The organism is Paenibacillus sp. 05T425 (assembly GCF_056396205.1).
The window spans coordinates 32,751-59,565 of sequence record NZ_JBFTLA010000015.1 but is presented as its reverse complement, the minus strand read 5'-3'; the positions used below and the strand labels follow the sequence as shown (position 1 = coordinate 59,565).

At 50.9% G+C, this 26,815-nt stretch carries 25 protein-coding genes; 7 read left to right on the top strand and 18 right to left on the bottom strand.

Annotated elements, in window-relative coordinates; all coding sequences use genetic code 11:
- Positions 1 to 88: 88 nt before the first annotated feature.
- Positions 89 to 2,869, bottom strand: a complete 2,781-nt coding sequence (locus AC1DF0_RS26790) for a calcium-translocating P-type ATPase, SERCA-type (RefSeq protein ID WP_477576352.1) — start codon at positions 2,867 to 2,869, stop codon at positions 89 to 91.
- Between the two features lie 200 nt (positions 2,870 to 3,069).
- Between AC1DF0_RS26790 and AC1DF0_RS26785 the strand changes: the two genes are divergently transcribed.
- Entirely contained in the window at positions 3,070 to 4,806 is a 1,737-nt protein-coding gene (locus tag AC1DF0_RS26785; RefSeq protein WP_477576350.1) for an Rqc2 family fibronectin-binding protein, read from the top strand.
- A gap of 81 nt (positions 4,807 to 4,887) precedes the next feature.
- On the opposite strand, the gene AC1DF0_RS26780 is transcribed toward AC1DF0_RS26785, so the two are convergent.
- The 7 genes from AC1DF0_RS26780 to AC1DF0_RS26750 all read right to left on the bottom strand — a co-directional run bounded on the left by AC1DF0_RS26780 (position 4,888) and on the right by AC1DF0_RS26750 (position 12,036).
- Positions 4,888 to 5,757, bottom strand: coding sequence for a PHP domain-containing protein (locus AC1DF0_RS26780; protein WP_477576348.1), 870 nt, complete (start codon positions 5,755 to 5,757; stop codon positions 4,888 to 4,890).
- Positions 5,748 to 6,659, bottom strand: coding sequence for a selenium metabolism-associated LysR family transcriptional regulator (locus AC1DF0_RS26775; RefSeq protein WP_442051581.1), 912 nt, complete (start codon positions 6,657 to 6,659; stop codon positions 5,748 to 5,750). Before AC1DF0_RS26775 ends, AC1DF0_RS26780 begins: the two co-directional genes overlap by 10 nt.
- Before the next feature lie 134 nt (positions 6,660 to 6,793).
- Entirely contained in the window at positions 6,794 to 7,231 is a 438-nt protein-coding gene (locus AC1DF0_RS26770; protein ID WP_337098749.1) for a hypothetical protein, read from the bottom strand.
- Positions 7,232 to 7,432: 201 nt separating this feature from the next.
- A complete protein-coding gene (locus tag AC1DF0_RS26765) occupies positions 7,433 to 7,696 on the bottom strand; it encodes a YlbG family protein (RefSeq protein WP_337098748.1) in 264 nt (87 codons plus the stop codon).
- Positions 7,697 to 7,722: 26 nt separating this feature from the next.
- Positions 7,723 to 8,214, bottom strand: coding sequence for a YlbF/YmcA family competence regulator (locus AC1DF0_RS26760; protein WP_442051579.1), 492 nt, complete (start codon positions 8,212 to 8,214; stop codon positions 7,723 to 7,725).
- Between the two features lie 73 nt (positions 8,215 to 8,287).
- On the bottom strand, positions 8,288 to 10,339 hold the full coding sequence (locus AC1DF0_RS26755; RefSeq protein ID WP_477576344.1) for a helicase-associated domain-containing protein: 2,052 nt from the start codon (positions 10,337 to 10,339) through the stop codon (positions 8,288 to 8,290).
- Positions 10,336 to 12,036, bottom strand: a complete 1,701-nt coding sequence (locus AC1DF0_RS26750; RefSeq protein ID WP_477576342.1) for a DNA repair helicase XPB — start codon at positions 12,034 to 12,036, stop codon at positions 10,336 to 10,338. The genes AC1DF0_RS26755 and AC1DF0_RS26750 overlap by 4 nt, the downstream gene beginning before the upstream one ends.
- 160 nt (positions 12,037 to 12,196) lie before the next feature.
- On the opposite strand from AC1DF0_RS26750, the gene AC1DF0_RS26745 reads away from it, so the two are divergent.
- Complete coding sequence (locus AC1DF0_RS26745; protein ID WP_442051219.1) at positions 12,197 to 13,048, top strand: thermonuclease family protein; 852 nt, start codon at positions 12,197 to 12,199, stop codon at positions 13,046 to 13,048.
- Between the two features lie 56 nt (positions 13,049 to 13,104).
- Here AC1DF0_RS26745 and AC1DF0_RS26740 read toward each other — a convergent pair whose 3' ends face one another.
- Together AC1DF0_RS26740 and AC1DF0_RS26735 are read right to left on the bottom strand one after the other, a co-directional pair.
- Entirely contained in the window at positions 13,105 to 13,545 is a 441-nt protein-coding gene (locus AC1DF0_RS26740; protein ID WP_442051218.1) for a CBS domain-containing protein, read from the bottom strand.
- A 93-nt stretch (positions 13,546 to 13,638) separates the two neighbouring features.
- Complete coding sequence (locus AC1DF0_RS26735; RefSeq protein ID WP_477576339.1) at positions 13,639 to 14,829, bottom strand: amidohydrolase; 1,191 nt, start codon at positions 14,827 to 14,829, stop codon at positions 13,639 to 13,641.
- A 270-nt stretch (positions 14,830 to 15,099) separates the two neighbouring features.
- On the opposite strand from AC1DF0_RS26735, the gene AC1DF0_RS26730 reads away from it, so the two are divergent.
- Together AC1DF0_RS26730 and ftsW are read left to right on the top strand one after the other, a co-directional pair.
- A complete protein-coding gene (locus tag AC1DF0_RS26730) occupies positions 15,100 to 15,444 on the top strand; it encodes a YugN family protein (protein WP_442051216.1) in 345 nt (114 codons plus the stop codon).
- Between the two features lie 11 nt (positions 15,445 to 15,455).
- Positions 15,456 to 16,658 (top strand): putative lipid II flippase FtsW, encoded by a 1,203-nt coding sequence (gene ftsW, locus AC1DF0_RS26725; RefSeq protein WP_442051215.1) that lies wholly within the window; start codon positions 15,456 to 15,458, stop codon positions 16,656 to 16,658.
- Between the two features lie 28 nt (positions 16,659 to 16,686).
- On the opposite strand, the gene AC1DF0_RS26720 is transcribed toward ftsW, so the two are convergent.
- Positions 16,687 to 17,064, bottom strand: coding sequence for an Asp23/Gls24 family envelope stress response protein (locus tag AC1DF0_RS26720; RefSeq protein WP_337098739.1), 378 nt, complete (start codon positions 17,062 to 17,064; stop codon positions 16,687 to 16,689).
- A gap of 180 nt (positions 17,065 to 17,244) precedes the next feature.
- Between AC1DF0_RS26720 and cax the strand changes: the two genes are divergently transcribed.
- A complete protein-coding gene (cax, locus tag AC1DF0_RS26715) occupies positions 17,245 to 18,303 on the top strand; it encodes a calcium/proton exchanger (protein ID WP_475820469.1) in 1,059 nt (352 codons plus the stop codon).
- A gap of 57 nt (positions 18,304 to 18,360) precedes the next feature.
- Here the strand turns inward: cax and AC1DF0_RS26710 are convergent, their stop codons facing one another.
- From AC1DF0_RS26710 to AC1DF0_RS26690, 5 genes are all read right to left on the bottom strand, one after another.
- Positions 18,361 to 18,648 carry an Fpa/YlaN family protein gene (locus AC1DF0_RS26710; protein WP_307203900.1) on the bottom strand — a complete coding sequence of 96 codons (288 nt, stop codon included), beginning with the start codon at positions 18,646 to 18,648 and terminating at the stop codon, positions 18,361 to 18,363.
- A 136-nt stretch (positions 18,649 to 18,784) separates the two neighbouring features.
- Complete coding sequence (locus AC1DF0_RS26705) at positions 18,785 to 19,027, bottom strand: HPr family phosphocarrier protein (RefSeq protein WP_337098736.1); 243 nt, start codon at positions 19,025 to 19,027, stop codon at positions 18,785 to 18,787.
- A 162-nt stretch (positions 19,028 to 19,189) separates the two neighbouring features.
- Positions 19,190 to 20,311, bottom strand: coding sequence for an aminopeptidase (locus AC1DF0_RS26700; RefSeq protein WP_477576335.1), 1,122 nt, complete (start codon positions 20,309 to 20,311; stop codon positions 19,190 to 19,192).
- Positions 20,312 to 20,412: 101 nt separating this feature from the next.
- Entirely contained in the window at positions 20,413 to 21,048 is a 636-nt protein-coding gene (locus AC1DF0_RS26695; RefSeq protein ID WP_442051211.1) for a hypothetical protein, read from the bottom strand.
- 224 nt (positions 21,049 to 21,272) lie between these two features.
- Positions 21,273 to 23,228: a sensor domain-containing diguanylate cyclase gene (locus AC1DF0_RS26690; RefSeq protein WP_477576333.1), complete on the bottom strand. Its 1,956-nt coding sequence runs from the start codon at positions 23,226 to 23,228 to the stop codon at positions 21,273 to 21,275.
- 466 nt (positions 23,229 to 23,694) lie between these two features.
- On the opposite strand from AC1DF0_RS26690, the gene rpsD reads away from it, so the two are divergent.
- Both rpsD and AC1DF0_RS26680 read left to right on the top strand, forming a co-directional pair.
- Positions 23,695 to 24,294, top strand: a complete 600-nt coding sequence (gene rpsD / locus AC1DF0_RS26685; protein WP_477576331.1) for a 30S ribosomal protein S4 — start codon at positions 23,695 to 23,697, stop codon at positions 24,292 to 24,294.
- A gap of 177 nt (positions 24,295 to 24,471) precedes the next feature.
- On the top strand, positions 24,472 to 24,603 hold the full coding sequence (locus AC1DF0_RS26680) for a hypothetical protein (protein WP_442051209.1): 132 nt from the start codon (positions 24,472 to 24,474) through the stop codon (positions 24,601 to 24,603).
- 119 nt (positions 24,604 to 24,722) lie between these two features.
- Here AC1DF0_RS26680 and AC1DF0_RS26675 read toward each other — a convergent pair whose 3' ends face one another.
- On the bottom strand, positions 24,723 to 26,225 hold the full coding sequence (locus tag AC1DF0_RS26675; protein WP_477576328.1) for a flotillin family protein: 1,503 nt from the start codon (positions 26,223 to 26,225) through the stop codon (positions 24,723 to 24,725).
- Positions 26,226 to 26,254: 29 nt separating this feature from the next.
- Positions 26,255 to 26,785: an NfeD family membrane protein gene (locus AC1DF0_RS26670; RefSeq protein WP_477576326.1), complete on the bottom strand. Its 531-nt coding sequence runs from the start codon at positions 26,783 to 26,785 to the stop codon at positions 26,255 to 26,257.
- Positions 26,786 to 26,815 lie beyond the last annotated feature (30 nt).

The window sequence follows — 26,815 nt, the reverse complement described above, 5'->3', positions numbered from 1 at the left end:
TCTAATAAGCTATTAATAATGCTATTAGCATACCGTAAAGAAAGGAGAAAGGCTATTCATAATTTGTATCATCATTTGCATTATTCCGTTATCTGGCTGCCGTTTGCGGACGGAATGGCGTCTTCGATTGCGACTTGTTTTTTCGCGTGCCCATGACGCTGCCGATACCCATGAGGAAGGTAGGAATGCCTGCCGCGACGAAGACGAGACACCATTCGCGGAAGCCAAGCGGAACGGTCTTAAAGATCGGCTGYAACGCGTCGATATAGAGTACGCCTAGCATAAGGATGAGCGACGAGAGCACGGCCAGCACCAAATATTTGTTTTGCAGCGGGTTGCGGTGGAAAATCGAGCGCGAGCTGCGGCAATCGAATACGTGAATGAGCTGGGCCATAACGAGAGTGGCGAATGCGACTGTCTGCGCCTTTATCAAGTGGTCGGCGCTTCCCGGCGCCTCCCTGAGCGTAATCCAGAAAGCGCCCAGCGTACAGACGCCAATCAGAATGCCCCTGCTTATGATCTTCCAGCCCAACCTGCGGGCAAATATACTTTCCTTGGACGTTCTCGGCTTATGCTGCATCAGATCCTTCTCGGCCTGATCGACGCCAAGCGCCATGGCAGGCAGGCCGTCGGTTACGAGGTTGACCCATAAGATTTGGATCGGCACGAGCGGCAGCGGCAGACCCGCCATCATCGCAAGGAACATAACGAGTATTTCGCCAACGTTGGATGCGAGCAAGTAACGAATAAACTTTCTAATGTTCTCATAGATGCCCCTGCCCTCTTCGATAGCAGCTACGATTGTGGAGAAGTTGTCATCGCTCAGCACGAGCGCCGAAGCTTCCTTCGATACGTCCGTGCCCGTTATGCCCATCGCAATGCCGATGTCGGCCGCCTTGATTGCAGGAGCATCGTTCACTCCGTCGCCGGTCATCGCCACGACATGGCCTTGACGCTGCAGCGACTTAATAATACGCAGCTTATGCTCAGGCGATACTCGCGCATAGACGTAAGTGTTATCGACGAGTCGATCAAGCTGCTCGTCAGTCATCGCTTCAAGCTGCTTGCCGCTCATTGCGATACCTCCGCGCGGCATAATGCCAAGCTGCCCGGCGATAGCTTCCGCCGTCAATTGGTGATCGCCTGTAATCATAACCGTCTTGATGCCCGCGCGGCGGCAAGTTGCAATCGCGTCTTTCACCTCGCGGCGAGGCGGATCGATCATGCCGGTCAAACCAACGAACACGAGCTGGCTCTCGACATCTTGTTCCGAATCGCACTTGTCGGTCGTTCGCAGGTCGCGGTAAGCGAAGCCCAATACGCGAAGCGCCGATTGCGCCATCACTTCTCCCGCATCCGCGCACTTGCGCTTCAGCGTCTGCGTGAACGGCACGACCTTGCCGTCCCACAGTACGTAGCTGCACAGCTCCATCAGCATATCCGGCGCGCCTTTCGTGCATACAAGCCTGCCGCCCTGATGAGATACAACGACAGACATTCGTTTGCGCTCGGAATCGAACGGAAACTCTTGCTCCCTTTTATAGAGCATTTCCAACGATTTCGCCGATGAGCCTAGCTTCGCGGCAAGAACGGCAAGCGCTCCTTCTGTCGGATCGCCCTTCAGAACCCATTCCTCCTGCGGCTCCTTGCTCTTGCGGCGCTTCGTCTCCTCCGCCTCAACCTTCACAACCTGCGCATTATTGCATAACGCGCCAACTTGCAGCAGCCGCTTGACCGACTGGTCATGCTTCACGTCAAGCGCCTTGCCGTCCTCGTATATGTTGCCGACCGGCTCATAGCCTTCGCCGCTCACTTCCAATTGGCGGCCTCCAAGCCAGACATGCGTAACCGTCATTTTATTTTGCGTCAGCGTACCCGTCTTATCGGAACAGATGACAGAGGCGCAGCCAAGCGTCTCAACGGAAGGCAGCTTGCGCACGATCGCCTTTCGCTTTATCATCCGCTGTACGCCAAGAGCAAGCGCAATCGTCACGATGGCCGGCAGTCCTTCAGGAATAGCTGCGACTGCAAGACTGACGCCTGCAAGGAACATGCCGTAAGGCTCTTGACCGTGCAAAATGCCTGCAACGACAACCATAATCGTTAGCCCTATGGCGACGATGATAAGCAGCTTCCCAAGCTGCTCCAGCCGATGCTGCAGCGGCGTCTCCATCGACTCCGTCTGCTGGATCAAATCGGCGATTTTGCCCATTTCGGTATTCATGCCCGTTCGGACGACAACGCCTTTGGCCGTTCCGCGCGTCAGCATCGTGCCCATGAAGCCGATATTGCGCTGATCGCCCAGCGGCAGCTCATCGTCATCGATCGCGCCGGCATGCTTGCCGACAGGGACCGATTCGCCGGTGAGCGCCGACTCCTCCGCATAACAGCTGTTTGCTTCGATCAACCGCAGGTCGGCCGGAATACGGTCCCCGCTCTCCAGACTGACGATATCGCCAACGACAAGCTCCTTAGCCGGTATCGTAACCCATTCGCCTCCGCGCATCGCCTTGGCTGCCGGGGCAGATAACTCCTTAAGCGCGCGCAGCKAACGTTCCGCCCGAAATTCCTGCACAAATCCGAGAACCGCATTAATGACAATAATGGCGATAATCGTAATAGCGTCCAGGTACTCGCCGAGCAGCCCCGATATAAGCGTTGCGCCCATTAACACAAGCACCATAAAGTCTTTGAATTGATTTAGAAATAGAATGATCGGAGAAACGCGTTTTCCCTCAGACAGCTCATTGCGCCCGTTCTCCTCCAGCCTCTGCGCCGCTTCGGACGCGGTCAGCCCCTTCTCAGGGGAGATGGACAGCATGTCGACAAGCTCGCTTGTCCCCATTTGATGCCAATTCTTTTGTTCCATGGTATAACTCCCTCCCATATTGTACCCGCTACCCGCTGCAAGCGAAGCAGCGTAATGGCCGACGCCGGCCCTTCGGACAGCCTTTCTAGGGTAAATGTATTCGGACATCCTGGAAATTATCCCAAAAGGGACTTAAGTTTTTGGCTTAACTATGGCATGATAGGAGAAGACTTACGCGAAGGAAGAGAGGAATAACAGCTATGGCTTTAGACGGTATTGTCACCAGAGCAATAACCCATGACCTGCAACGCTGCATAGGAGCGCGTATACATAAGATCCATCAACCAACCGAGCATGAGCTTGTACTCAGCATCAGAGGTGCGGGCGTGCAAGGCAAGCTGCTGCTGTCGGCGAATCCGACATATCCGAGGGTACACTGGACGACTTCAAGCTACTTGAATCCGATGGAAGCGCCGATGTTCTGCATGCTGCTCCGCAAATATTGTGAATCCGGCATTATAGAAGGCATTCGCCAAATCGATAACGAGCGTGTCATTCATATCGATGTGAAGCATCGGGACGAGCTCGGCGATATTTCTGTCAAGACGATTATTATCGAAATAATGGGCCGTCATAGCAATATCATCTTAGTGGACCCTGCCACACAAACGATTCACGACGGCATTCATCATGTCACGCCCTCGATTAGCAGCTATCGGATCGTCATGCCGGGCAGCAACTATACACCGCCACCTGACCAAAGCAAGACAAATCCGTTCGTCATTGACAGCGAGGAACAATTCCGAGAAGCGTACGAACATACAACGGAAGGCTCGGCAGCAGGCAAACGGCTTGTTGAAGCATTCAGCGGATTAAGCCCGCTTATCGCCAAGGAAATCGCTTATCGCGCTGGAACAGAGGCGGAGGACACGGGCGCAATATGGCGCAGCTTCGAGTCGTTTATAGGTGAGATGAGAGCGCACCGATACTCCCCCGTCATCAAAACCGATGAAAATAGCGGCAAAATGTATTTCTCCGTTACCGAACTAACTCATATTAACGGTGCCCTGGCCTCCTATCCGGCCGTTAGCGAATGTCTGCAGGCGTTCTTTGGGGACAAGGCGCAGCGGGATACTGTCAAGCAACGCGCAGCCGATCTGATCCGCTTCGTACAGAATGAGAAAGCGAAGAACATCTCAAAGATCACGAAGCTGGAAGATACGCTCGTAGAAGCGAAGGATGCGGAGAAATATAGAGTGCTCGGCGAACTGCTGACCGCTTATATGCATCAGATAAAGCGGGGCGATACGACAATCGAGCTTGTCAACTTCTATGACGAGGAGCAAGCCGTCGTTACGATCGAGCTTGATCCGCAGCTCACCCCTTCAGACAATGCTCAGCGCTACTTTAGACGTTATACGAAACATAAGAACAGTCTCACGATCGTCGCCGAGCAAATGGAGATCGCCCAGAAGGAGATTGAATACTTCGAATCGCTGCTCCAACAGCTCGATAATGCGGCCATTACCGACATTGAAGAGATACGCGATGAGCTCGTAGAGCAAGGTTATATGAAGGAACGCGGTCGGCGAGGCCCTAAGAAGAAAAAATCGCTTAAGCCTACGCTGCTGCGCTACACTTCTTCTGAGGGCGTAGAAGTATACGTTGGCAAAAACAACACGCAAAACGAATTTTTAACGAACCGTCTAGCTTCTCCGTCCGACACTTGGCTGCATACAAAGGATATTCCCGGTTCCCATGTCGTCATTCGGGGCGGAGACTTCGGCAATGCGACACTTGAGGAAGCGGCAATGCTTGCGGCGCATTATAGCCAAGCGCGAGACTCAAGCTTGATTCCGGTCGACTACACGTTCATCCGTCATGTCCGCAAGCCGAATGGCGCTAAGCCGGGCTTCGTCATTTACGATAATCAGAAGACGCTGTTTATTACGCCGGATGAAGAGCGGATCAAGAGCCTGGTATCCGTAAGCAGCTAACCTTCCACCATCATCGCAAAAAAAATCACGGACTTGTTCTACTGAACAAGCTGCCGTGATTTTTTTGGCGTTATGGACCCTTCATACGTTCGGTCGACGCAAATATGCAATCGTGCCTGCATCTACTGTACGGCTGCCGACCGCGCCATGGAATACTTTCCCTTGCCGAGAGCCGTGAAAGTCCGAGCCGCCTGTAACGATCAGGTTATATTGAGCCGCCATTGCAGCATACCGAGACTTTTCCTTCTCGCCGTGATCATAGTGAAACACTTCGATTCCGTTCACGCCGTGCTTCACAATAGCTTCAACAAGCTCATCGTCCCCATACAAACCTGGATGTGCGATAACACTCGTCCCGCCGGCTTCACGTATCCAATCGACCGCATCGAATGGCGTAGGCCGCGGTGGATTGACATAGGCGGCAGCACCGCTCCCCAAATACTTATCGAACGCCTCGCTTATCGAAGTGACGACACCTAAGCGAAGGAGCACCTCCGCAATATGCGGCCGTCCAATGCTGAACGCCTTTACGGAGGCCTCGCTTGAAGCCTGCTTGGACCGTGCTGCTTCACGCACATCGTCCATCGTAATGTCTACACCGAGCTCATTCAGCCGATTAACGATCATTTCATTCCTGCGATTACGGACATCTCTTAAGCTCTCCAGCCTTGCGAGCCACTTTGCATCCGATCCATTCGTGAAGTAGCCGAGAATATGAATATCGTTGCCGCTTGCGACGGTGCTTACTTCCACGCCCGGCACGACCGTTATGCCAAGACGCTCGCCTTCAGTCAGCGCTTCGTCTACTCCAGCCACTGTATCATGATCAGTTATCGCGACAGCAGCCAGTCCAGCAGCCTTAGCGAACTGAACAATTTCCGATGGCGAATGCAGGCCGTCCGATGCCGTCGTATGTGTATGAAGATCAGCTAACCCATCTTTTATAACCATTGCTGCAAGTCCCTCTCTCTCAGAAACGTCAAAAAAGTAACCGCTGAGATCGGCAGCAGCGCCGATTTCAAATAGATCGAATAAAATTGCCGCTGGAAGTTGGCATCAGGAATTTTTATCATCCGGATAAGTCCAAGCGCTACCTCGTGCTTGACTGACGACGCAGAGAGGAACGAGATGCCAAGACCCGCTTCCACCGCCGACTTCACTGCACCTGTGCTCCCGAGCTCCATTACGATCTTCATGCTTGCCGGATCAATCTTCTTCCGCTTCAATTGCTCTTCCATGACAATCCGCGTTCCCGATCCCTGCTCTCGCAAGACGAACGCATACTCCATGACCTCCTCAAGCGCTACCGACTCTCGGTCCGCAAGCGGATGATCTTTCGAGACGATAAGCCGCAGCTCGTCGCTCATCACCGCTTCCATATGCATATCGGGATGATTAACAGGCGCTTCGATTAGGCCGAAATTTAATTGATGATTCAAAATATCTTCCATTATTTGAGAGGTATTCATAACCTTCATGCTGATTGCTATATGCGGATATTCCTGACCGAACGGCCCTAGCAGCCTCGGCAATATATACTCTCCGATCGTTAAGCTTGAGCCTAGCTGCAGTCTTCCTTTCAACTGCTTCGTGAAGGCTGACATCGCCTGATCGGTATCTCGTATCAAATCAATGCTGCGCTCCGCGTAAGGCATAAGCGCTCGGCCCGCCTCGGTCAGATCGATTCGCTTGGTCGAACGCTGCAGCAGCTTCGTCCCGAAGTAATCCTCAAGCGACTGCACCTGCATCGTCACGGCCGGCTGGGTCATATGCAGCGCCTGTGCCGCTGCCGAGAAGCTGCCCCTCTCCGCAACCGTAAAGAAAATATGCAATTGATGAAAATTAAGCGCCATTGGTAAGTCATCCTTCCTTTGTATTCCCGTTATTATACTACAAAGCGTTTGCATAGTCGTATCGTATATGCAAAAAAAGCATGCAATCCATAAAAGATCGCATGCCTGAGGGCTGTACATCTATGTTGTTGCCATTACTTGCGCTTTCTGCTGTTCTTCACTAAAGTCATGCGGCGCGAATGACGCAGCCATGAGTAATAGGACTTAAGGTCACGCAGCTCGATTGTCTCCGACATGCGTCCTAGAAACGTCACAACAATCATCTTCTGCAGCGGGCGGCCCGTAATATCGGTTTCTGTGAAGGAATCTGCGAATTCGGCCACAAATACTAAATCGTCATCAATCAAATAAACGTCCTGCTCGTTGCGGTAGTACGGCTCGATCCGTCCGTTCTTAAGACATTCCCACAAATACTCGGCAATATCTTCAAATCCGGTCTTCTCACTCTCAATACGGTCGATCCAGCGGCTTTTGGCGTGATTCGTAATTACGATATCAGCTACTTTTTTATCGCCAAGACCGACATAAAACGACTCATATGTATTCCATCTTCTCGTCATTTTATCCTTCATTACGCAACCTACTCCTCCTAACGAACCAGGGCTTTTTTACTATGAATTTAATTCCATTCTAACACGCTCGTCCGATTTTTCAACATTAAATTAAAGACGATACATATATGTAATTATATGTAAATCTACCCTAACAAAAAAGAACGCGTCTAGCAACTTTAAGATGCTAGACGCGTTCTATTCTACTTATACCTCATCCGCTTACAGGCTATAGGATCTTGTCTTATCTTCGCTATCCTTGCTGTATTCCGTCTTGATCTCATTGCGGTAGGAGCGCTCGATCTTGCGGACATAAGGCAATCTATCCATCTGGCGCACCGCTTCCTCTGCACGGTCGGCATTCATGTACATCACTACGTAATGCATCTTGCGCGACATATAATGAACCGTTCCGAAACGCTCCAGCGACCTTGCCGCCTTCAAATCACTTACCCATACGATATAACCTGTTCTCTCCGGCAGCATCGCTCGCTTACCTCCTGCTTCATATATTAACCGCAGCCACCGCTTCCGCAACTGCAAGAGCCGCCGCTTCCGCAGCCGCCGCCAGACGCTTTCTCGTTGCTAGGCACTTTGATATTCTCGGATACCGATTCGGCGATCATACGCGACACTTCATACAACATTTCGTCGACTGCCTGCTCGGCAAGCTTGAAATTGCGTACGCTCTCAATATCGCCTAAGCTCCGCTCGATCAACTTTACTTTGTCCTTAGCGGCATTATAATCCGGATGGAATCTTCCGAAGCGCTCGCATTCCTCGAACAGCTCCTTCGCTTTCGCGAACTGCCTGGACATTTGCTTCACTTGCTCATCGGCATTCACAGCCGACTTCCAATATAAATATTCGGCAACTTCCGCCGATTCATTGATCCAATCACCTAATTCATAGGCACAAAGCAGCAGCGACGCCATATCGAGCGAAGACACGCCGCTTTCGGGCTGCTCATACAGAGTCTCCTGCACCCCTTCGACAGTTGGCATTCGTCCACCTCTTTTCCACTTGCTTACTTCTACACTATCATATCATAACCGCTTAGCCAATAGGTAGAGATTATTATGGATATGGACGGCCAGGAATAACGATCCTCATCTCGTCCCACATATCCGGTGTCAGCCTTATCGGCTTATGATCCGTCGCCTTATCATTTCTGAGTATGCCCACAACTGCCCAGTCTCCACCTTGCTGCTCGAGACGTTCAGGAACGAATGAATGCAGCTCGTTATCCATCCGAAGCTGAAGAGGAGATTGCCAGGCTARCGCTCTCTCAATAAGCTCCTTGCGCGTGGAATGATGGTATGCGCGCAGCTGCTTCGTCCACATTGCAGGCACAGTCTGCTCCCGCGAATGCAATTGATCGTTCAGTCGTACCTTAGCGCTCGCGAGCTCAAAGTGCGCGAGCGTGCTCGGCTCGTATAGGAACGAATACGTGCCAGTGCGTCTTGCTTCAGCATCATCCGCTTCGGCTTCCTTATCCGAACCGGATACCGCCTCGCTAATAACAGGATACAAGGCTGATACGTAAGATGCTGCTGTCTCCTTCGAGCGCAGCGCCTTCTGCGCCGGATAACCGGCACGCTGCAACAGCTTTCTGATATCAGGGACTAGTGATGAATCAACTATGAAATCGGTTGAGCCGATTTCATGCAAAAGCATCGGAGCAAGCTCACTGCTCATACGAACCCAATCTGCCATCTGCTTATTATCGCATCGCAGCAGCGTTACTTCTTCGAACCAAGTGCGGCAAGCTCTGCTCGTCCACTCCTCCAGCATCACACCGACGGTTTCGGGCAGCGCCGATTGTCCGCTCTGCTGCTCCAGCCATGAGATCATTGACAGCTTCGTTCGCCCGAACTCCAGGGCACGCGTCACGGAGCTTGCTGTCAATCGATATATAGCAACCGTTTCATCAGCGACCAGCTCGGCGATAAGCGCGAGCTCCCAATGAACCGCCAAGCGGCAGCCAGGCTCTACGATGATTTCACCATTCTGCTGCACACGCAGCTGGCGATCACCATAATTGACACTAGCAGCAGATCCCTCCACTGCATCTATATTCCTTGCATTTGCGTTCAGCTTCCATCTAATAAACTCCGTTGTCTTTCCGCTTGACGTTGCTTGGGCTGCTTCCATCCATCCGAATGCTAGCAGCAGCGTCGGCCAATCAAGCGTCTTCCCTCCCGCTTCCTTATCCAGCTTCCATTGAATCTGCAAACCTCGAATATCATCGGTTCGATACCATTTGCCGACTTCCAGCGCACATAGGGCAGAAACAAGATGCGCGGATGCGGTATCCACGGGCAGCAGCAGATCCAAGCACCATTGCAGCAGACGCCATTCTCGTTCTTCTTCGTCTTGCCATAGCCAAGCGGCTAGACGATCCTCGCTCCATCGGACCATATCATTATCGATTCGAATCAAATTGAATGCCGCTGCTGCTTCTAATAGGAATGCCGCCTTCAAGGAATAGTGCTCTCGCTTAGACCAGCTTAATCCGGAGGCCATCAACGTATGCTCCTCGAACACCGCCTTCTGCACGATAGCGGCAACTGTTTTTTTCGCTAATACGCCTTTTGCTGTCAACGACATACTGCTTTGCCCCATCGCAGCCAGCGCATCCATTAACTGCTTGCCAAGCGATTTGTTGACCGGCATTGCCGTCACTGCGCCTGATAACAGCATATCGCTAGACGAGACCTGCTGCACTTCGGCCGGAAACAACGATTGCTGCCATGGCAGGAAGCTGTCTCTAGGCAGGAAGCATATCCGCTCGCCCCATACTTTAACGACAGCGAACAGAATGCCGGCTTGCTCCAGCTCCGCCTGTGCCATATCGCATTCCGCGCCCGACATCATCGTTCGCCTCCGCACTTCTCTTATAAGACGCTCCTCGGTTATCGGCTCTGCCCCGAATGCCCTGATCATTTCTGTAAGCAGCATCGCGGCATGAGAAGACAGCTTATCCGCAGCCTCCCCTACTGCTTGAAGATTCGAAGCAGCTTCCGCCCAGTCCATCCGCCTTCGATTAGCGTCCGACCAGACGCGATGATTAATGAAGTCCATTTGTTGCTGTTTCGTTAACTTCTTGGACAACTCGCTCAGCTTCACTGGTTTACAGCCTCCTTATTGGCATCCAGATCAGAGAGCAGCAGTCGATCATAGGTATAGCCTTGTTCCAGCATGAACAACTGACGTTTCAACGCGAATTCCGTTTCTTTCGTGTGATCGGTAACGATCGTATAAAACCAAGCCTCGTTCGTGGCTGCCTTGGGACGCAGCAGCCTTCCAATGCGCTGCGCCTCCTCCTGTCTGGACCCGAAGCTGCCCGACAGTTGGATCGCAACTGCCGCGTCCGGCAAATCAACGGCAAAGTTGGCCACCTTGGATACGATCAGCACCCCAATTTCGCCCGACTTGAACCGATCATAGAGCTTCTGCCGCTCGACATGCGGCACTTCCCCTGTGAGTAAAGGAGCATTAAGCTTCTGCGATACGTCACGCAGCTGTTTCAAATATTGGCCGATTATAAGCGTCGGCTTGCCTGCGTGCTCTCCCAAAAGCTTCTTCAACGCTTCCATCTTGCCTGGATTTTCCGCTGCAAGGCGCAAGCGCGAACGTGCTCCCGCGATGTTATATTCATCCTCATAGGCTGGCGTCAGAGGTACTCTTATCTCTGCACAGGTGACGGCAGCTATATAATCGTCCCGTTCGGCTGCTTTCCATTGCAGATCGAACTGCTTCTGCCCAATAAGCGAATATACGTCCTCCGCGCAGCCATCCTCGCGCACGAGCGTAGCCGTTAGGCCGAGTCTCCTTGTAGCTTGAATGTCCGCCGTCATCCGGAACACCGGCGCGGGAAGCAGATGCACCTCGTCGTAAATAATGAGTCCCCAATCCCGCTCCGAGAACAGCTTCATATGTGAGAAGGGCTCATCCTTCGACTTTCGATGGGTCAAAATATTATAGGTTGCAATCGTGACGGGACGCACCTGCTTCAATGCCCCGCAATACTGACCGACTTCGTTATCGCTCAGCGTCGTTTTGTCGATCAACTCATCCTTCCATTGCTTAACGGACGTTGAATTAGATGTAAGAATAAGCGTGGCGCTGCTCAGCTTCGCAAGCGCGGCAATACCGACAATCGTCTTCCCTGCGCCGCAAGGCAGAACGACAACGCCGCTGCCCCCCTGCGCCGTACCGTCACGATAGAATTGCTCAGCCGCCAGCCTCTGATATGGCCGAAGTCCGAAAACTTTCCCCTGCAGCGTTACATCTCTCAGCTTCACGGCAAGCGCTTCTCCCGTATGATAGCCGGCCAGGTCAATAATCGGATATCCAAGCCTCGTGAGCTCCTGCTTCAATTCTCCCCGGCAAGCATCGGATAGCTGCCAAGTCTCCTCTGAAAGGCGCTTGGCAACCCACTTATCTATGGCCGACTGAGCAGCAAGTTCTTCCATCAATTCCTTGTCTCCCCTAAGCAGCAGCACGTCTTGATCAGCTGTCAACGTCAGCTTGCCGTACCTTCCGATCAGCCTGCGAATGGATGATTCCGCAGCGAAGGGCAAGTCATAACGTCCAAATGCGTTAAGCCAGCCAATGAGCTCCTCCGCACTATAACCGGCAGCCGCAGCATTCCACAAAGACAAAGCCGTAATCCGATAGGTATGAAGCGTTCCAGCCTGCTTCACGGCTTCGGCAAACAGCAGCAGCTTTTCTCTTGCCTGCTCCGCGCCACTACTCTCCTCATCCAGCAATATCGTCAAATCGGATTGGACGATTATCGCTCCTTCTGATTGCTCCAGCATCGATTTCCCTCCTCAAACAGAGTCCTTCTTCTGTCAGTATGAAAGGTTTTTTATGATTTTATGCCATACCGTGACCAATGAATTGCGATTCTTGGTCGTATTTTGTGGTATATTAATTGAAATAGGCTTCATCATTACGACTGATTGGAGGTATGCGAAGGTGAAACGAATAGGAATAACGTTGCTTCTGCTTGGCTGCTTGACGTTAGCCAGCTGCTCTTGGGCAACAACAACCCCTCAGAAACTACAAACGAACGTATGGTATTCCGTATCCGATTACATCGACGGCGATACCTTCAAAATAAATGTCGGAGACGACAACCGTACCATCCGACTGCTCTATGTAAATACTCCGGAAATTGCCCATGAGGATTCGAGTAGACCTGAGGAACCTTTCGGCAGCGAGGCATCCATATATACGAAGCAAGTGTTAACGGAGTCTGCAGAGGTTAGGCTTACTTTCGATAAAGAGCAGATGGACAAGTACGAACGAACCTTGGCCGTGGTTGAGCTGAAAGACGGACGAATATTGAATGAGCTGCTGCTTAAGGAAGGGCTTGCCAAGGTTATGATCGTCGAGCCGAACGTCAAGCTTGAGAACGTGTACAAGCAGATCGAGCAAACCGCGAAACAAGCGGAGCTAGGCCTTTGGGGAACCGATCGCGAGAAATTCAAAAATGCCTATCCGGTCAAGACAGCTGAACAAACCGGAATCTTGCTTACCGTCGATAAGCAAGACGAACTTGCAACGATAAGCAACGAATCCGGACAGGACATAGAGCTAGCCGGTTGGAAGCTCGTGAGCGTCCGCGGCAATCAAACGTATGAATTCGAGAAATACATGCTGGCCGCAGGCGAGAAGGTTACGATCTCTTCTAATAGCGGCAATGAGCTGTTGCCTGACAAAACGCTGCGTTGGGGCAAGGAAAGCGTGTGGAGCAATAGCGAGACGGATCCCGGCGAACTGTACAACGCGAGTAATGAGCTTGTCACCGTGTGGGAAGATAAGTAGTGCAAAAGAAAGGCTGGCAAGAGGCATATTCAATGCCCCCGCCAGCCTTTTAATATTTAATGCAGATGACCGCTATGGCTGTGCTCGGAAATAGCGCTAAGAGCAGCCTCGGCTTCATTGGCATAAATATCCCTTACAGCTAGATCGCCTATGGCGATTACGCCAACGAGCATCCCTTCCTGAACGACCGGCAGCCTTCTAATCTGATGCTCCGCCATTAATGCCGCCGCATCGTCAGCGGAAGACGAAGGCTCGATCGTGATTGGAGAAGGCGTCATCACCGTCTCTACAGCTTCCGAGCCTGGGTTTTTCTCGGCATATCCTCGCACGACCAAATCCCGGTCCGTTACGACACCGATCAGCTTATTTCCATTAACAATCGGTATAAATCCGATATCATGTTGCTTCATCTTCACCGCAAGCTCGTAGACGTTATCGAGCAGCGTCGCAGTAACACAATTCGTTGACATTAATTGTTCGACTGTATGATTACTCATTCCTTTATCATCCTTCCTTGAACGTGCATCGGCGATTAGCTTGCCCTTCGGCCGCTGCGTTCATACGAAGTCCAGATAACGGGATGTTTATGATTAACCTGCAAATTCACTTGCATAATGCTCTGCCATGCCAATTAGCAGCGAAGCCGATTTGCTCATCGCCCGCTCGTCGATATCGAATCTTGGATGGTGATGCGAAAACGTTGCTCCGCATTCCTCATTGCCAGCGCCAACAAACATGAAGCAGCCCGGCACCTCGTTCAAATAATAAGAGAAGTCCTCGGCAACGGTTAGCGGCTCTGAACGCTGAACCGACTCTTCGCCGAATAAGGTTGCGCCTACTTGGAAGAAGCGTTCCGCTTCCTTGTCGTCATTGACGACCGGCGGGTAGCCGATGCGCATATGATATTCATACTTCGCTCCGTGCATCTCGCAAATATGCCGGATCACGGACTCCAGGCGCTCGTGTATAAGCGTTCTCGTATGCTCGTCGAACGTTCTTACCGTGCCTTTCATGCGGCATCTCTCCGCCACAATATTGTTCGTCGTTCCGGCTTGGAACGATCCGATCGATACGACAGCCGGGTGCAGCGGATTAACGCTGCGGCTCACGATCGTCTGCGCGGCTTGCACGATCGCCGAACCGACAACGATCGAGTCAATCGTTTGGTGCGGCAGTCCGCCATGACCTCCGCGACCGATAATATCGATAACGAATTCATCCGCAGCCGCCATGAACGCCCCAGGTCTCGACGCAACTATTCCATAGGGAATCGGTGTCCATAGATGTACGCCGTAAATTGCATCTACACCATCAAGCGCCCCGTCTTCGATCATCGGCTTCGCTCCGCCAGGCGTCTGTTCCTCGGCAGGCTGGAACAGTAAGCGGCGTTCACCGGCAATCTGATCGCGATTCGCCGAATAATAAGCGGCTACGGCCAGCAAAGCGGCCGTATGGCCGTCATGTCCGCACGCATGCATCACATTCGGCACCTTCGATGCGTATGCGCATTCCTTCTCATCCTGAATCGGCAATGCGTCTATATCTGCCCGTAGCGCCACTACGGGGCCGGGCTTATCTCCCTTTATCGTAACGATCAATCCATGTCCGCCTACGTCGCTCCGCACTGTGCAGCCAAACTCTGCAAGTCTGGTCGCAATCCATTGCGACGTTACTCTCTCGTGAAAGGATAATTCCGGAAACTGATGAAGATGTCTGCGCCACCGTACCATGTCGGGATAGAGACGCTGCATCGCATGCTCTATTTCTTTGTAATTGTGCATATCTCGAATCTCCCTCTCCGCACGAACTTTTTTCATCTATTTTAACAGATAATCGCAGCTTTAAGGAAGCTTATTAAACGAGCCGCTATACCTTCCGCTACTGTTCTCAAAAATGTCACTATTAAGGTAATGATGACTAAGGAGTAAGGGTTGCGCTAGCTGGGGAAACATACTATCATGAGTAAAGAATGGACAACTTATGTCTGATGATTGGAAGCAGTAGCTTGCAGAGCCAGGTTTGCTTCAACAAAACCTTTAGGAGGAACTACCATGATTATTGAAAATACCGGATTAAACGGTGTTAAGAGCGAACTGTACCATTTGGACGAATCCGCCGAGAAAGTTGGCTTTGTTCGTTGGCAATGGGAATACTATCGCGCTACATACGATTTGAAGCTTGAGGATCACGTGAACGGCAACGAATACTTCCTGCGCATCAACACGCGCGCAGTTGAAGGCAAGCTGGAATCGCCGCATGCTGTGCTCGCTATCGAGGCTGTCTATATTGGACGAGCTACTTTCCCGCACGGAATGGAATATGAATCGCCGATTCCGCAAGCGATCATGAACACGGCAACGCAACGCATCGAGCAATTGAAACAACTGTTGGCTTAGGCGGTCGATTTATGAAGCAACCGCAGAACGGTGGCCGTGGAAGACCAGACTTTCTGCTTCTCGTAATGACGCTTCTGCTCGTCGGCTTCGGACTTGTCATGGTCTACAGCGCAAGCTCCAGCATTGCGCTCGTTGAAGAAAACGACGCGCTTCACTACACAAAACGCCAGCTCATGTGGGCTGGCCTTGGCGTATTCGCCATGCTGTTCAGCATGAACATTCGCTACCAGGTTTACAAGAAGCTATTCTTGCTATACTTCTTACCTGTAATGGCTCTGCTCATTCTCGTGCCTTTCATAGCGCCCGATATTAACGGAGCCAAGAGCTGGATTAACATCGCCGGCTTTACGATACAACCTACGGAACCGGCCAAGCTTGCCGTCATTCTGTACCTTGGAGCGCTTATCTCGAAGAAGGGTGACAAGTTCCGCGACTTCAAGAAGGGGCTGCTTCCGGTTATCATTATTGTCGGCGCCGTGTGCGGCATTATCATGATGCAGCCCGATCTCGGCTCTTGTCTCGTACTTGCTTCCTGCGCGATCGTAATGATTTTCGCAGGGGGAGCGAACTTGAAGCAGGCAGCGACATCGGGACTTGCCGTTGTGCTTCTTGTCACCGTCGTATTCAGCATTTCGATGGCGATGGAACCCAAGAAGTGGGAATATCGGATCGATCGTTTCACCTCTTATGCGGATCCGCTAGCCGATGCGCAAGATTCGGGCTGGCAGCTTGTATCCTCGCTTCAAGCGTTCGGTCATGGCGGCATCAGCGGCGCCGGATTCGGTGAGAGCGTACAGAAGCTTCATTACTTGCAATACGCATACAATGACTTCATCTTTGCTGTCATTGGCGAAGAATTCGGATTTATCGGCGGCACGCTGTTCCTTCTCTTCTACTTATGCTTCCTATGGCGCGGTCTTATCATAGCGTTGCGATGCTCGGATGAATACGGTACAGTCGTTGGCGTCGGGATCATTGGTCTGCTCGCCATTCAAGCCTTTATCAACGTTGGAGGCGTAACCGGTGCTATCCCGCTTACAGGAGTAACCTTGCCATTCATTAGCTATGGCGGCTCTTCCTTACTCGTCTGTCTGATGAGTATGGGCGTCCTGCTCAGCATATCGAGAGAATCGAATCGAAGCGAGAAAGCGAGTACCTCCCGCAGTACAACTGCTACAACTCGCTCAAGCCAAAAAACGGTATCCATCCGCTAAGATGGATACCGTTTTATTATGGAAAGCTTTATTTAAGTCTTTGAGCCTCTTCAAGCTCTTCCTCTTTGAACGCGACGCCCTCGACCTTCACGTTCACCTCGACAACATGTAACCCCGTCATATTCTCAACCGATTCACGTACGTTCAGTTGAAGCTGACGGCATACCTCTTGAATCGGAATGCCATAGTGAACGATAATCCGAAGATCGATTGCTGCTTCAACTTGGCCAACCTCGACGGAAACGCCTTTTTGAACGTTTTTGCCGCTTAGACGTTTAGCCAAACCTTCCGAGATGCCGCCCGACATCGCTGCAATGCCCGGTGTCTCAAGTGCCGCAAGTCCCGCTATCGTAGCCACTACATCATCAGAAATACGAATAATACCTGTTTGAAGGTCTTCGGTCATGTGATTCACTCCTCGTTTTTGCCATATATGAACATTGTAATAGATGGATACGATGTAATCAAGGAGGCTAAGCTTTGAATATACCCGCGAATGTTATTATATTGGTAAAAGTTTACTTCTCCCTTTTTTTTCGCTATATTATTAACAGGATTTCAGCACAGTCAAGAAGAGGTGGAGCTATTGAATCAGAAGTTGTTTTTCTCGGGGCTTATTGTCATGTTCGTTCTCAGCGCAGTAGGCCATTACGCTCATTGGGACATGACGGTGCAGTTCGTCATATCCGCGATTGCGATTATATTTGTGGCGGGCTTCCTCGGCAAAGCTACGGAAAGCGTCGCACACTATGCAGGGCAACGTCTTGGCGGCTTTCTGAACGCCACGTTCGGCAATGCGGCCGAACTCATTATCGCCATCTTCCTCGTCAAGGAAGGTTTGTTCGATATGGTGAAGGCAAGCTTGACGGGCGCTATTATCGGCAACCTGTTGCTTGTGCTTGGACTTAGTATTTTGCTTGGCGGTTTGAAGTACAAGGAGCAGCGGTTCAACAACCGGCTCGCCGATCATAACTCTACGCTCATGATTATGGCCGTCATCGGTCTGTTCGTCCCGGCTGTATTCGTCGTATCCGAGAAGTTCACCTTCGATAAGGACCAATTCCTAAGCCTTGCGGTAGCAGGCATTCTCATAATCTCGTATGTGCTTTGGCTTCTCTTCTCGATGGTTACGCACAAGGATATGCTTGCCGACGTGGATATGAATGCCGATCACGGCGAAGAGCCTGCTTGGTCGAAAATGAAATCAATCCTCTTCCTCGTACTGGCTACCGTAATGGTCGCATTCGTCAGCGAATGGCTCGTACATACGCTGGATACGTTCTCGGAGCGCTTCGGACTGTCAGAACTGTTCATCGGGGCATTCGTCATTGCCATCGTCGGCAACGCGGCTGAGCACAGCGCTGCGGTCATTCTCGCAATGAAGAACAAGATCGGGGCAGCCGTGGAGATCGCCATCGGCAGCAGCTTGCAGATCGCTTTGTTCGTTGCTCCAGTGCTCATTATCGTCAGTACGCTATTCGGCAATACGATGGATATCGTATTCACCCCAATCGAGCTAACCGCAATCGGCGTATCGGTCTTTATCGCCAAGTCTGTCTCCAGGGACGGCAATACGAACTGGTACGAAGGTGTACTTCTGCTTATGGTATACGTCATACTAGGGATTGCGTTCTATCTCGTCTAACGTTGCGCATGACAATCACATAGGCAAAAAAAAGGAGTAGTCTCCCGAATCGGGGGACTACTCTTTGCGATCTAACGCTTCATACAGCATGGCAAGATTTCTCTCAAGCCTGCTGACGATTTCTTTCCCGGCCAGCTCGGCAATTAATCCGGCGCGAACGGCAAAGTCGACCTCTCTCGAGAAACCGTACATTTGCGTATCTAGAACTTCCTCGTACAGCGGACATTGACGAGTCGTCAAGTTCTCCATCTGAACTTCGATCAACTTTTCTATTTTACTCGCATCTTCCTGAAGGAGACGAAGCGCTTTCTCATGCAATTGAACAGTTATTTCCGGTGAAGACATCGTTTTCCCCCCTGTGCGCGTACCGCCGTCTTCTATACCTTTATATTAGACGAAAAAGGACGAATATACAAGGACAAAACAGAAAAGCACTCCTACGCAAAAGCGAGGAGTGCTCCAGTTGGAAACAATCGTACAATTATTCCGTAATTACAGATACATTAAGGTTATGCTTAGCGAATACAGCTGCCATTGCAGCCTTCGCTTCTTCAGCGTCAGGTCCGTGAACGTGAAGCTCGTAAGCGTGGCCTCCCACAAGCGTCGTGAATAGTCCGAGAATGCTCTTTACATCGATATATTTACTCTCGGCTTGTAGAACGATGGATGAGCGGAATTGGCCAGCCGTTTGGGAAATTTCAACTATTGCAGCATTATTGGACATGGGAGATCCCTCCAGTTATTTTAGTAAAGCTTACCTTTGACACCATGATAACCCGAAATCTCACATCCATCAAGAGGAAAAATGAAAAACGCTTTATTTTCCAATTTTCATAGCCTGAGATCCCCCGTTAGAACACATAATATTTGGAGTTAGAAGCTATTATTACTCCCCTTTAAGGTTCTCCGGATTGAGCGCTTCAAGCTCTGGAATAACGAATCGACCGTCTTTGCGAATCAATACGTCATCGAAATAAATTTCACCGCCGCCGTATTCCGGTCTCTGAATGAGTACCAAATCCCAGTGCACAGACGAACGATTGCCATTGTCCGTCTCTTCATACGCTTGACCCGGAGTGAAATGCAAGCTGCCGGCGATTTTCTCGTCGAACAGGATGTCGTTCATCGGATGCAAAATGTACGGATTGAAGCCGATCGCGAACTCCCCGATATATCTAGCTCCTTCATCTGCATCCAATATTTCGTTCAGACGTTTCGTATCATTGCTCTCAGCTTTGACGATCTTGCCATTCTCGAACGTAAAGGAAATATTCTGGAACGAAACGCCGGAATACACGCTTGGCGCGTTGTACGTAATCGTTCCCTGTACGGAATCGCGAACAGGGGCAGAGAACACTTCGCCGTCAGGAATGTTCCGATGTCCGGAGCATTTCTTCGCTCCTATGCCCTTGATTGAGAACGCAAGATCGGTGCCTGGCGCGACAATATGGACACGGTCCGTCCTCTTCATCAGCGCTTGCAGCGGATCCTGCGCCTTATCCATATTCGCATAGTCAAGATTGCATACGTCAAAATAAAAGTTCTCGAACGCTTCTGTGCTCATGTTAGCAAGCTGCGCCATGGACGGATTCGGATAGCGCAAAATAACCCATTTCGTCTTCTTAACACGTTGCTCCATATGTACGGGGTTACGATAAATTTGCTCATATAAGCGCATTTTCTCTTCTGGAACATCGGAAAGCTCATTCGCGTTCTCGCCGGAGCGAACGGCAATGTAACCCTGCATATTTTTCATGCGCTCCAGATCGAGCGCTGCCCATAGTTCAAGCTGCTCTTTTGTTGCATGATGAAGCATTGTCCGCAGTACCGAGCGGTCGCTCGTCTCGATGAACGGTCTGCCGCCGCGCTTAGCCACCTCCTCGATCAAGCTTTTGGCAAGCTCACGCTCAGAACCGATTATATCGATCAACACATTTTCGCCAGGCTGTACGTCAATGGAGTAACAGACTAGATTTTGTGCAAGTTTCTGAATTCTTGGATCGCGCATACGTTCGTTCATCTCCTTTAAGTGTTCAATTGCTTAATTAGTGCCATCCCTAATATCGTACCATAAGGTGAAACGGCTGTCGCCATTCTTACGGTTCAATGTCATTGAACGGCTGCGCTTGAGGCTCCATCGAAGGCGTAAAATCGGATAGTTGTATGGCGCGCCTCGGAAGCCTTCTTACCGCCATATTCATACAGAAATTCCGTCTGCTCATCCAGCCTTAGCGGAAGCAGCCGGTTCTCGTCAATAACGAGCTCATAGCTCGTCTTCGTACTCAGCGAGCTCAGCATCGCTTCTAGCTGCTTGCGAGAATGCTCGGCCTCCTGCTCCCACTCTTTCTTATAAGGCGCAGAGTCAGGCGGCTCATTCACCACAAGCGCCTCAAGCTGCTGCCTAAGACGCTGCTCCCATTTCTCCTTTGCTGAAGCGGCGTCCTCGGCAATTAGCAGCGTAATCGTATCTGGGTCGGACGAATCGCTTACAACGATTTTTATGTTGTCGGATTGCGTAAGCGACTCCAGAACATGGGCTGGGTTAATATGGAGCTGATCACCGCTGTTCGTTTGGAGCGTTAACTGTTTATGATCGGTGACTTTTCCTTGGAATGTCTGCGGGCTGACTGGCATTCCCCCGTCCAAGCTCATGTCCATTGACCCTGTGAATGCATATTGATCCATAGCCGCAAGACCCGAATAAGATAACGACAGCCACCGCTCAGGCTCTCTCTGCACATTCATGCCGCCACAGCCCCCTAAAGCGATGCTGGCGCATATTAAGATACAAGCGGCACTCATCTTAGGTTTGTCTCTCATAAGCTCTCCTTCCGCATTACAGACCTTCTACGTAGACTCCCCACACGTATCCCCGTCTTATTCCTCATGCCGAAGAGAAAACAAAAGAAAAGAGCGCCGATAACGACGCTCCCTAACGAATTACGCTAATCTGTATATGTCACGACCCTTTAATTCTGTCCGACAAAAATGCAGTTTCTTCCGTTGTTCTTCGCTTCGTACAGCGCCATGTCCGCACGATAAAACAACGATTCCACGCTAATTTTCTCGTTCTCGAACGTCCATTCCGATACGCCGCAGGATACGGTGACGACCGGATCGGTCTCCGCTTCGACATGCATCCGTATGCGCTCGGCAATCCGATATGCTTGCTCCGCTCTAATGCCCGGCAAATACACCGCGAGCTCCTCTCCGCCCCAACGGGCTGCTATATCGCCTTGCCTGATCGATGCGTTAATAATATTGCTCACTTGGATCAATATTTGGTCCCCTACTTGATGGCCGAACGTATCGTTCACTTTCTTAAAGTAATCAATGTCGACGAGAATAAGTGCTCCGAACGGGTCCTTCCGCTGGCGGTTCTGAATTTGCTCATTCAAATAATGACGCGCATGCAGACCAGTCAAATTGTCAGTAATGACCATTCGACGCACCTCGGCATGCAAGGAGGCATTCGTAACGGCAAGACCTATATGCGTGCTCATCACTTGCAGCAGCTTATAATTATCATACGAGAAGAAGTTCGGCACCTTATGCGTGACTAGAATAACGCCTACCACTTCGCCATCCACCATAATCGGCGCAGCGATAAGCGAACGCGAACCCGTATTGTCCATCAGCTTCGACGTCACGACTCTCGTATGCCAATAATCGGATATGATGAGCGGTTCTCTTGTCCTGTATACCATGCCGCAGAACCCGTATTCCGGCGAGAAATGCTCGCTCGCCAGTGCCGGAAAGTTGCTCGACATAACGACGAACTGATCCTTCTCCTTATTCATCTGCAGAACGCAGCAATAATCGGCATCGAATATCGTAAGCAATTCGCTTGTCGCGAATTGAAATATTTCTTTGAGGCGCAGCGACTGATTAAGACGCTTCGTGAGCTCATTAATAAGCCTCAGCTCGTTAATGAGCAGATTGGACTGCTCGTATAGCTTGGCGTTCTCGAACGCCGAACCAGCCGTGTCGGCGAGCAGCAGAAACGCCGGAAGGTCTGCCTCGTCCCATTTGCCCGGTCCAATCGTCATACATAAGACGCCATATGCTGCTTGTTTGCCCGTCATCGGAACCGCCAGGCGAATCGTGCCGTCACGATCGTGCTCGCTTGCGGATTGTCCGTCCAGGAACGCTTTCGCAACGAGATCATGCGCCGCATTCTTGAATACGAGAGGCTTCACACGCTCGTCTCCATTGAGATGGTCCTGCGATAAGTAAAGATGAACCTCTGAGTTTGGATAGAGCTGTTCAAGACTGCTCAGCATCTCTGACAGCACCGACGATACATCGATCTGATCATAAAGCCGCTTCGCGGCAAGAAACAGCGCATCTCTTCGCTTTGCTTCCTTCTCCGTCTGCTTCTGTTGCACGAGCAGATCCTGAACATAAAGCTGCTCGAACCTTCTGTAGAAGCAACTTCGGAAATGATAAGCGCATATCTCAACATTCTGCGCATGGTGCGCTGATGAGGCATCTGCTTCCGCTTCGGTCACATAACATAAGACCGAGAACACCAGATCCTCCGTACGCTTCCTCACCGGAACGCCAACCACATGCAGTTTGTCCAAGTTCATTGCAACCGTCAACCTCTGTTCGAACACGGAGGAAATAACGGTATTCACTATAGCGGTTAAACCATCCGGCCGATCAATGCTGAGTTTCCCGGTAACAGCAATACGCTGGCAATCAGTACCGAATAATGAAAATTCACCAGACTGGAACAAAGGGAGTCCTTCCGCCTCGTTGATCCACTGGTGAAAGCTGTCGTTAAGTAAAGGCGGCAAATAGGGCTCGTCCGCTTCCGTAATATCTTCGCTGGCAAACCAAACGGCTTCAGTACTTGTTGATGCGCGATCTTCCGTTAACGATTCACTATAAGCAGCATCGCTGTTAATCCGATTAACCATACGGCACCCAACCCTTCCGTCTGTATAGCCAGGAGATGAGGTTACATTATATGATAGGCATAAAGTTAAGCTCAGCTTATACCGTAGCTTATTCAATAAGCAGAAGGCATTTCAAGAGCCGACCTAAATCCGGTGCGGCAACCAATAATTCCTTCTTGTAATAATTATTATCTTACTTCATTTTTGATATTTTTGCACTACTCTCCCCAAAATTTATAGGACTTTAGATGCTTATTACAAAGTTTTAATTTTATGAAGTACAGCTTGACATTCTGGGTGAATTTCATATAATATTTATTGTTGAATACATGGGCGTACGGTTTTGTGTCACCCTCAATGATTACGTACACTGATAGGCCAGCGGCTGAAGTGCAGATCAGGGACGAGCGAGCTCGGACATTGGACGTAAACGGCGAAACACAACCCCATTCTCAAAATTTATTTGATGAAGGAGTTAACACGACGCATGTCACGTTATACAGGACCTAAATTTAAACTAAGCCGCCGCCTAGGCATTTCTTTGAGCGGTACAGGAAAAGAATTGAAACGCAACTTCCCTCCGGGTCAACACGGCCCTAACCAACGCAAAAAAATGAGCGGTTATGGCGTTCAATTGCAAGAGAAACAAAAGCTTCGCCACATGTACGGTTTGAACGAAAAGCAATTCCGCAACTTGTTTGACAAAGCGGCAAACATGAAAGGTAAAGCCGGCGAAAACTTCATGGCTCTCCTTGAAAGCCGTCTTGACAACCTTGTATACCGTCTTGCACTTTCCAACTCCCGTGCTGGAGCGCGCCAATTGGTAGCTCACGGTCACGTAACAGTTAATGGCAAAAAAGTCGACATCGCTTCCTACACGGTTGCTGTTGGCGACGTAATCGGCTTGCGCGAGCGCAGCCGCAGCCTGAAAGCTGTTAAAGAAGCTATGGAAGGCCGTCATCACCTTCCTAACTACCTTGAGTTCAGCGAGMAAGCAATGGAAGGCAAGTACGTTCGCCTGCCAGACCGCGGCGAGCTGTCCCAAGACATCGACGAGAAACAAATCGTCGAGTTCTACAGCCGTTAATAAGACGAAGCCGTATGAATGCAGCTGCATTCATACGGCTTTTCTTTGTTTCAGCTACTCCTGCTCCCCGCCCAATTTGTATATAAACGATAGCCTCCCGTAACAAATACCCAATCAATCGGCACAAGACATTCATACAGTAAAGAGTACTCAACACGTAAGGAGGTGCATTGTATAATGTCCGGACACGTAGGTGGTGCTTTCAACAACCTTGGTACAATTTTGGTTCTCTTTATTCTGCTCGTGATTATTGCATGTAGCTGTGGAATCTTTAGCGGCGGTGGCTGCGGCGGCGGTTACGGCTACTAACTGAATGCTCCGTACGGTTGCCGTCATGCACAATCAGACATTACCCCACATCATTATACAAAAAGCGAAGAGGCTCGCCAAGCGGGCTTCTACGCTTTTTATATTTCCATTAAATACGATTAATCTTGCTCAGTCATTCGGCTTAGCGCAGATGAGGCAGGCAAAGTTGACGCTGCCGCTCGTGAGGTGAGCCCTCTGATCAACCCGTTCACATCGATGCCGGACACACTCTTAAGCATTTCGGGAGCGGTTGCCATTAGATCGGTTACATAATTGCTTAGACGCGCTGCGCCTTCCCCTTTGCCGGTATCTACGACAGTGAGCGTATCGATCGCCCCAATCGGTGCCGCGATCTGACTAGCGAGCTCTGGCAACATTTTCACGATGATATCAAGAACCGCTGCCTCGCCAAACTTCTCGAACGCTTCAGCAAGCTTCTCCTTCGCTTCTGCTTCAGCCAGTCCGCGCAGCCTTATTACGTCTGCTTCCGCCGTACCTTTGGCTCGCTCTGCTTCGGCTACCGCAAGACCGTCCAGCCGCTTCTGCGCGGCGAGCGCTTTCGCCTCGGCTTCAATGCGGTATTGCACCGCGTCCGCCTCGCGCAACCGCTTCGCTTTGTCCGCTTCCGCTGCCTGCTCTACGGCGTATCTGTCGGCATCCGCCTTCTTCTTCACTTCCGCGTCGTATTGCTTCTCGCGGCGCAATATTTCCTTCGCTTCGAGATCGATCTCGCGTTCCTTTCGGACGAGCTCGACCTTCATCTGCTCCTCGACGACGCTTTGCTTGGCACGTGCCTCTTGAATCGAATAGGCTTGATCGGCTTCGGCTTTCGCCGTATCCTGATCGCGCTTGAACGAAGCCACCTTCATCTCCTTGTCCTTCTCCGCTTCGGCAATATTCGTATCGCGCAGCAGTTCTGCTTTCTGCCCCGCCTCGGCCGCTAAAGCCTTCTGAATACGCGCATCGCGGACCGCTTCCGCCTCCGCTATCTCCGCATCACGCTTCACCGCTGCAATTCTCGGCTTACCCAGCGCATCCAGATAACCATGCTTGTCGCGCAAGTCCTTGATCGTGAATGATACGATCTGCAGCCCCATTTTCTTAAGATCCTTGGCGGCTACTCCCTGTACCTCTTGGGCGAACTTATCGCGGTTGCGATACACTTCCTCCACCGTCATCGATCCTAGAATCGCTCGCAAATGCCCCTCCAGCACCTCTTGGGCCTCGCCCTTGAGCGCTTCGGTCGGCTTGCCTAGAAACTGCTCGGCAGCGGTTGCAACATCCTCTACAGCTCCGCCGATTTTAATAATCGCGACACCGTCGGCCATAACAGGAACGCCTTGCTCCGTATACACCTCCGGGGTTGATACGTCCAGCTTATGCGAAAGCAAAGACAGAAACTCAGCCTTCTGGAAGATCGGCAGGATGAAGGCGCCTCCGCCGCGAATGATTTTTACTTTCCTTCCAGAGTCATCGGTCAGCGCATTACGGCTGCCTAAGAATGACCCCGTAACCAGCATTGCCTCATCGGGACTAACGGTTCGATAACGAGCCCAGAAGGCAAGCCCCAGCACAACAAGCACTCCAACAACAATGATCGGTATTAACAAATGTTCCGGCATATCGAATGACTCCTCTCTCGTGCTTGGATTTAGGATAAGTCCACTTCGGATACAAATAATGTACGGTCTTTCACTTCGACGACGACGACACGGGAACCGGCAGTTATCKGGACGCCTTCATAGCTCGCCGCGATCTGATTCGTAAACCCCGCCCCTACTTTAACGAGCACTTCGCCATATCCTTTATCGGGGATTGAGACAAGCACCTCTGCGAGCGAGCCCGACAAAGCATTCATTGAGAAAGCTATGGAATTCTCGCTTCGCTCCATCGGTCGAACATATAGAAAGAACACGCCGACGCCAGCGGCTAAAGCAATGAGCAACGCAAGCGCCAATACGACGCCTATACTTAGCGAAGTATATCTGGTAAGCATGATGCCGGCGCCGCCAAATACGGTAATGCTTCCAACAAGTGCGGTTGGCTGCAGCCATGAATGGCCGTCAAACGATAGAAAATCAAGCACGCCGTCCAAAGCCAGGCTAAGCCAATCTCCGAATATGACGCTGACGATCGCATACAGAATGCCGCCGATCAGACAGGCTAAGTACAGCGTTTCCACTTTCCCTCACCCTCTTTCTATAACCATATT